The 7,585-nt window shown below is 45.5% G+C and carries 6 protein-coding genes; all 6 read right to left on the bottom strand.

Features of this window, described 5'->3' with window-relative positions; all coding sequences use genetic code 11:
* Positions 1-253: 253 nt before the first annotated feature.
* A complete protein-coding gene (locus RDN93_RS16480; RefSeq protein WP_308746535.1) occupies positions 254-1,153 on the bottom strand; it encodes an AraC family transcriptional regulator in 900 nt (299 codons plus the stop codon).
* A gap of 141 nt (positions 1,154-1,294) precedes the next feature.
* Positions 1,295-2,449 (bottom strand): lactaldehyde reductase, encoded by a 1,155-nt coding sequence (gene fucO, locus RDN93_RS16475; RefSeq protein WP_308746534.1) that lies wholly within the window; start codon positions 2,447-2,449, stop codon positions 1,295-1,297.
* A gap of 97 nt (positions 2,450-2,546) precedes the next feature.
* Entirely contained in the window at positions 2,547-3,356 is an 810-nt protein-coding gene (rhaD, locus tag RDN93_RS16470; RefSeq protein ID WP_308746533.1) for a rhamnulose-1-phosphate aldolase, read from the bottom strand.
* A 14-nt stretch (positions 3,357-3,370) separates the two neighbouring features.
* Entirely contained in the window at positions 3,371-4,390 is a 1,020-nt protein-coding gene (gene rhaT / locus RDN93_RS16465; RefSeq protein WP_308746532.1) for an L-rhamnose/proton symporter RhaT, read from the bottom strand.
* A gap of 3 nt (positions 4,391-4,393) precedes the next feature.
* On the bottom strand, positions 4,394-5,650 hold the full coding sequence (locus RDN93_RS16460) for an L-rhamnose isomerase (RefSeq protein WP_308746531.1): 1,257 nt from the start codon (positions 5,648-5,650) through the stop codon (positions 4,394-4,396).
* Between the two features lie 45 nt (positions 5,651-5,695).
* Positions 5,696-7,153, bottom strand: a complete 1,458-nt coding sequence (gene rhaB / locus RDN93_RS16455) for a rhamnulokinase (RefSeq protein WP_308746530.1) — start codon at positions 7,151-7,153, stop codon at positions 5,696-5,698.
* Between the last annotated feature and the right edge of the window lie 432 nt (positions 7,154-7,585).

The raw sequence follows: 7,585 nt of genomic DNA, 5'->3' as shown, positions 1-7,585 counted from the left end.
GGGAAGAGGATGTTTTCATGATGCAAAAATAAGAATTTTAACGCAATCCCCCAAGTTTTCAGACTGAGCCGCGTTATCCACAATCCTATTTCAATTATCAACAAGGATATCAACAAGGTTATTAACAGGTTAATTTATTAGCAATAAACATATTAACTACAACCCACCCTATTTTATAAACAAGACAGATTTTAGTTATTCACAGTTCATTTCCTTATGATAAAACGGCAAACAAGCCATCTCAGAACAAAACTTATTCTTCCCGTCCGAACGACCGATACTCCAGCGGAGTAAGCCCTGTACGCTTCTTGAAGAAAGAAAAGAAATACTCGGTAGATTGAAAACCAAGAAAGAAAGAAATCTCTTTCACAGACTGGGAAGTACCAACCAACAGTTGTTTGGCTTTACGAAGTTTCAATTCCTGGAAATATTTGGCGGGAGCATAACCCGTGTATTCCTTAAAGACACGGCGGAACCACGAATAACTGATATTCAGCCGCATCGCCAGTTCCTCCGGGTCTACATTGCCGGATACATTCTCGTTCATTATAATCTTTGCCTGCTCTATCTTCTGGTCTACGTCACTCATCTCAAAAATCTTGTTTTTAGAAACGGAGAGAATCATGCCAATCATGTGGAGCACAATACCGGAAAGATATTGCTGTGCCGAGATCTTATCCGCCTCGGCCACTGCAAGAGCACGGGAGAACAATGAAACCAGTTCTTCATTGATACCCACCTCTAATATCTGCTGTTCGGACAATAAAAAAGAATTATCCACGATAGCATCTATTGCCGGACCTTCAAATCCGATATAATATTCCGTCCAGCCCGTCTGCCGCAACGGACGATATGTATGCCACTGACCAGGAAACAGTACCATCAGCCGACCTTTACAAACCTGCTTTTCGGAAGTTGAATCGGATGAAAACAAACCACGTCCTTTGGTGATATAAACCAACTGGTATTCACGAAGTACCCGTCCTTTTTCCGCATTAAAGAAGTAACCGGAAGGATGCTCTTTCAACGGGTAAGGTGAATCAGGCGGGATAGACTGATAGCCGACAGTATTAACCCATAAACCAAATTTACGGTCCATATCATTTACAATCAGATACTTAAATTCCAGTCCTAAACTATTGTCCTCAGTCATATCAGCGTGTTTTCATACAATTGGATTGGACAAAAATAGGAATTATTTTCAGAAAACCCACGCTAAGAAACAAAAAACATCCGGAGCATACCTTCAGGCAGCCCCGGATGTCTATTTAAAATAAATCCGATAGAATCAGATTTAGAAAGCTTTATGATACAGAGCTACGATGTCTTCTACCGAAGTAGGACGAGGATTGCCACCCGTACAAACATCATTGAAAGCTGCCACTGCCAATGCGGGAATATCTTCTTCCTTCACATTGATTTCATGCAGTTTCTGAGGAATGCCGATGCTGAGAGAAAGAGCTTTTACAGCCTCAATAGCCGCTTTCACACCTTCCGCTTCACTCATTCCGGCAGTGTCTACCCCCATCGCTTTCGCAATATTGATATATTTCGGAGCAGCCGGAGATTCAGCGTTGTATTCCATCACGTAAGGCAACAGCAAAGCATTTGCCACACCGTGAGGAGTATCATAGAAAGCACCCAGCGGGTGAGCCATCGAGTGGACAATTCCCAAACCAACGTTAGAGAATCCCATTCCGGCGATATATTGTGCCTGAGACATGGCTTCACGGGCAGCTACATCCTTGCCGTTATCCACAGCCGCCTTCAGGTTCTGCGCAATCATTTCGATAGCTTTCAGCTCGAACATATCGCTCATAGCCCAGGCACCCGGAGTAATATAACTTTCGATAGCATGCGTCAAAGCGTCCATACCCGTAGCGGCAGTCAGCCCTTTCGGCATAGAATACATCAGTTCGGGGTCTACGATAGCCACGGCAGGAATATCGTTCGGGTCTACGCAAACCATCTTTTTACGTGCGTCCTCGTCGATAATCACGTAATTGATAGTCACCTCGGCAGCCGTTCCGGCAGTAGTAGGCAATGCGAAAGTAGGCACGGCTTTATGTTTAGTATCCGCTACCCCTTCCAAAGATTTTACGTCGGCAAAATCAGGATTATTCACAACGATACCGATGCCCTTGGCTGTATCAATGGAAGAACCGCCACCCAAAGCAACGATAAAGTCAGCGCCGGAAGCCTTGTAGGCAGCCACACCGTTTTGTACATTGGCAATAGTGGGATTAGCCTTTACATCACTGTAAAGTTCGTAAGGAATCTTATTTTCATCAAATACTTTAATGATTTCAGCGGCCACACCAAATTTGATAAGGTCTTTGTCCGTTACAAAAAAGGCTTTCTTGAAGCCACGTCTAGCTGCTTCCACAGCAATTACACTCCGGCATCCGGCACCGAAATAAGAAGTTTCATTTAAGATAATGCGATTCATGGTTGTGCTATTTGTTTAAAAAGTTAACCGCAACATCTCCCCCTATGGAAAACATTGCGGTTGCTAAAGTAGATAAATTCAACGACTAGTACAAATTTTATTTAGGAAGATTGAAAGCAACTGACATTTCTTTCATCTGTTCCTGACTCATACCATCCGGCTCGAAACCCATATTCTTGGCTGCGATATAGATTAAAGCGGATTTGTTCAGTACATCAATCTGGTCGAATGCCTGCATGGCATCACAGTCTACCGCGAATACACCATGTTTCTCCCACATCACGACATCGTAGTCCTGCAATTCCTTGATAGTAGCTTCCGCCAGTTCTACCGAACTAGGCAACTTATAAGGGATGATGCCCAAACCACGCGGGCAGAACGCCTTTGTCTCCGGAATCATACTCCACAACAGATTGGTAGCCACATCTTTTTCCAGGAATTTCGGGCAATGCGTCATCGCAATCAACTCAATCGGGTGAGTATGCACAGATGCTTTATAAGGAGAGTTCTTGCTCAACAGATCATTATGTACGCTCAAGTGAGACGGCAATTCCGATGTCGGAGCCACTGCTTCATCAGCAATGATTACATAACTGGCACAGTCATCCAGAATACGGATTACCGAACCATTCTCCATCGGCCAGCGAGCCAAATCACGCATACGTTTATTGGTTCCCTTACAGTAAAAGTAGCATCCTTTCAGATAAGGTAATGTAACACCGATCGGTTTCACTTCACTAATCGGTTTCATCTGACGGATTTCATCGTCTACAAACTCTGTTATATTAACAGTGATATTACCACCGTTACGTTCAGCCCATCCTTTCTGCCACAAGTAACCGGCAACTTCCGCCACCTTGTTTACCTCCTTGGCAAGCGCCGGACGGTTTTCTAAAATTGATTTCATTATTATATATGTATTTAAAACAAATTCGGGAACACCAATGAGAAAATCAGCACTACCAATCCACAGATTAGTACAGTGATAGTCTTGGTAGATACTCCCTTCCATTCTTTCAGGATAATTCCCCAAACATTACTGAAGGTCACATTCAACGCCATCAGGATACACCAGGAGAAAGCCAGCAATACGGGACTTTCGGTAAGGAAGCTCTTGCCCATTTCCAGTCCGAAGAACTGCATATACCACAGTACGCCGGCCAATGCGCAGAATACCAGATTGTTGCCCCATACTTTTCCTTTGGCATAGTCCCCCATTGTCTTATTAGCCACATTCTGCTGCAGACAGTATGCTGCATTCGTCAGGAATCCACCGAGCGTAACCAGGAAGATTACAGGAAGGCCAGCATAAAGCCCTTCAACGCCACCTGCCAAAGCCGCTTCCTTGATAGGCGTTCCGGCATCCAGCCCCAAAGCGAAGCAGGCACTCATCACACCTGCCAACAATGCCACCAGCAAACCTTTTGTCAAAGCAAAATCTTTCACGGCAGCACGTTTTTCCTCTTCACTCATGTTTTGCGCGCGCAGGCTGCCGGCATAGCCGATGATGGCAATACCCGCCAGCGTAATGCAAACACCCAGCAAAAGAATCAGTCCGTTACCTGCAAACAAATTCGTCCCCGCAAAAAGAGCCGGAAGAAGAGTTCCGAAACCAGCACAAGTCCCCAATGAGATACTTTGTCCCAACGCAACACCCAGATAACGCATGGAAAGTCCGAACGTCAATCCGCCTACTCCCCACAATATACCATAAAAGATGCTCATTCCAGCACCTCCCGCTCCCCACAAGTCGAGCAGACTGCTCCCTTGGGGTACGCCCAGCAGTGAACCCAGAAACGGGAACACCAGCCAGGCAAATACACCTTGTATCAACCAGAAGCTTTCCCAGCTCCATTCCTTCACCTTTTTAATAGGTACATAGGAACTGGACTGGCAAAAGCTACCGATAGCTATAATCAACAAGCCGATTAAAATCTCCATAACTTATCGTTTAGAAGTTACTTCGGCTTCGTACTTCTCGATTTCTGCAATGAAATCTTCGCCTACCGGAACATTGTTCCTCAAGCAGAACATATCCCATACAGCATTCCAGGGAAGCGCTTTCTCTTCTTCGAGCAGCGCCAGACGTTGGAATCCTTGTCCGTTGGCTTCGTATTCACGCAACTTGGCAATCGGTTCGAGCAGGGCGCGAGTCATACATTTCTGTGCGGCACGGCTACCGATTACATAAGCACCGATACGGTTGATAGATGCATCGAAATAGTCAAGCCCATAATGTACGCGGTCTAATGCACCGCAACGAACGATTTCGCTGAACAGCTCCATAGTCGGGTCGTCCATGATAGTAACGTGATCGGAATCCCAACGAACCGGGCGGCTTACGTGCAACATCAGTTCAGGAACATAAAGCAACAGTGAGGACACTTTGTCAGCCACACTTTCTGTCGGGTGGAAGTGACCGGTATCCAGCGTAATCATCTTGTTACGTGAAGCGCCATAACCGATATAGAAGTCATTAGACCCTACCGTATAGCTTTCCAGACCGATACCGAATACTTTAGATTCGATGCAGTCTTTCATATTCTTATATTCGGTAGCGAAAATCTGGTCTAAGGAGTCTTTCAGCAATGCACGATATTTCATGCGGTTTACTGTGATATCCTTGCTTCCGTCATGCACCCAAAGATTCATGATACACGGGTCTCCCTGTGCCTTACCCATTTCTTCGGCCACTGCACGGCAGCGTTTGGTATGTTCAATCCAGAACTGACGGATTCCTTCATCGGGATTAGAAAGAGACAAGTCACCTGATTTCGGATGTGAGAAAGAAGTAGAGTTGAAGTCAAGTTTCATGTTATGTTCCTTACCCCATTCTATCCAGCTCTTGAAATGTTCGGGTTCCACCTGGTCACGGTCTACCACCTTGCCCTGGAAGTCTCCGTAAATCTCGTGCAGGTTCAGACGGTGAGTACCCGGAATATAAGAAGCGGCTTTCAAGATATCGGCACGCAGTTCGTCAATGTTGCGGGCTTTACCCGGATAGTTACCGGTAGCCTGGATACCGCCTGTCAATGAGCCGGCCTGTACTTCAAATCCTGTAACGTCGTCGGCCTGCCAGCAATGAAGCGACAGATGAAAATCCTGCATAGTTTTCAATACTTGTTCGGTGTCCACACCTACTGCTGCATAACGTTCCACAGCAATCTCATACGCTTTCTGAATCAGTTCTTCTTTTTTCATGATATTCTATTGTTTAAAATGATATTCTATCGGTTATTTATTAAATTATCGGATACAGTTCTTAAAGTGATTATAAGCCATATCCCACGCTTCCGTATCCTGCGGATGATAGGTTTTCAACGGGATGGAACGGTTTATCAATTGGCGCATACCCGCCACATCCGTTGCTTCTCCCGCCGCCATTGCCTGAATCATTACATTACCGATAGCAGTAGCTTCGGACGGGCCTGCAACCACCGGAATGCCGATAGCATTGGCGGTAAACTGGTTCAGCAAGTCGTTGCGGCTGCCACCGCCAATCACGTGCAATGTTTCAATCGGGCGGGGAGAAAGTGAACGCAAGTTCTCCAACACCTGACGGTAACGCAAAGCCAGACTCTCGAAAATACAGCGCACCACTTGCCCGCGTTGTTCGGGAACAGGTTGTCCGGTAGCCTGACAATATTCTGCAATGGCTTTTTCCATATTCACAGGATTCGCAAAACAATCATCATCGGGATTAATCAGGCTACGGAACGGCTCGCAAGCATCCGCCTCATTGATTAACTCCGAATAACTTGTATCCCCCCAATTCAAGCGGCAGCGTTCCAACAGCCACATTCCACAGATATTCTTCAGCAGGCGGATGGTACCTTCCACACCACCTTCATTCGTAAAGTTCAAGGCTTCCGTTTCAGCATTAATCACCGGAGCGTCCATCTCAACGCCCATCAATGACCAGGTGCCGCTACTCAGATAAGCAAAGTTGCGGTCTAATGCCGGAACAGCAGCAACGGCAGAACCCGTATCATGTCCGGCTACGGCAATCACAGGGATAGCCCCCAGTCCGGTTATCTTCTGTACTTCCTCTGTCAACACTCCCACCTTTTCACCCGGAAATACAAAACGACCGAAGTTCTTTTCGCTCAAGCCGACTGCTTGCAGCAGTTCCGGTTCAAGACGACGGGTCTGTGCATTCACCAGTTGGGCTGTCGAAGCAATCGTATATTCTGTCACCATTTCCCCGGTCAGCATATAACTCAGCGCATCCGGCATAAACAGAATCTTATCCGCCGCTTCCAGTGCGCTATCATTATTACGACGCAAAGTATCCAACTGGAAAAGTGAATTAAAATTCATTATTTGAATACCCGTCTTACCATAGACTTCGCTACGCGAAATACGGGAGAAGAGAGCTTCCGGCGCTCCTACCGTATGCGGGTCACGATACGCATAAGGCTGGCGAAGCAGGTTTCCATCCTTTCCGATGCATACGAAATCTACCCCCCATGTATCAATACCGATAGAAGCGATAGATTCACCACGGTGAGCCACCAGCTTCAATCCGTCAATGATATGACGATATAATGCATAAATATCCCAATAGAAATGACCACCGACTTCAATCAGATGGTTAGGGAAACGGTTAATCTCTTCGAGGTTTAATCCGCCTTCAATGAAAGTACCTAAGATTGTACGGCCGCTCGTTGCGCCCAGGTCGACTGCAAAAAAGTTTTGTTTCATGGTATTCTGTCTATATATTTAAGGTATCCATTTACCTACATTGCAAAGATAGGCGATTCCCGCCTCGTGTTCCTTACGCATTTTGATTGAAAGGATATACATTTTGACACAAAACAGAAAAAAGGATTCTTCAAGTATAGTTTCCATACAATAACAAAACCAAAGAATAACTCAAAACTGCACGGAAATGAACTAAATATCCCTCTATATAAAATGAAAAAGTGAAAAACATCTGCCATCTGCAACAAAATTGAGATAATATATTAATTAATAGCTTGTTACAGCGTTGCAGACACCGTTGCAGATGGTTGCAGCTACCTAGCTATCTGCAACACTTTGTATGCCGATAGAAAGCTGTCTTTTAAGAGCAAGGCAACAGTACATATAGCTAAACATCAGCCTCCGTTTCTATACATGGAAACTTCAGTATCC

This window comes from uncultured Bacteroides sp. (assembly GCF_902491285.1).
Classification (GTDB): Bacteria; Bacteroidota; Bacteroidia; order Bacteroidales; family Bacteroidaceae; genus Bacteroides.
The sequence above is the reverse complement of the archived record's forward strand: the minus strand, read 5'-3'. Positions and strand labels throughout refer to the sequence as shown.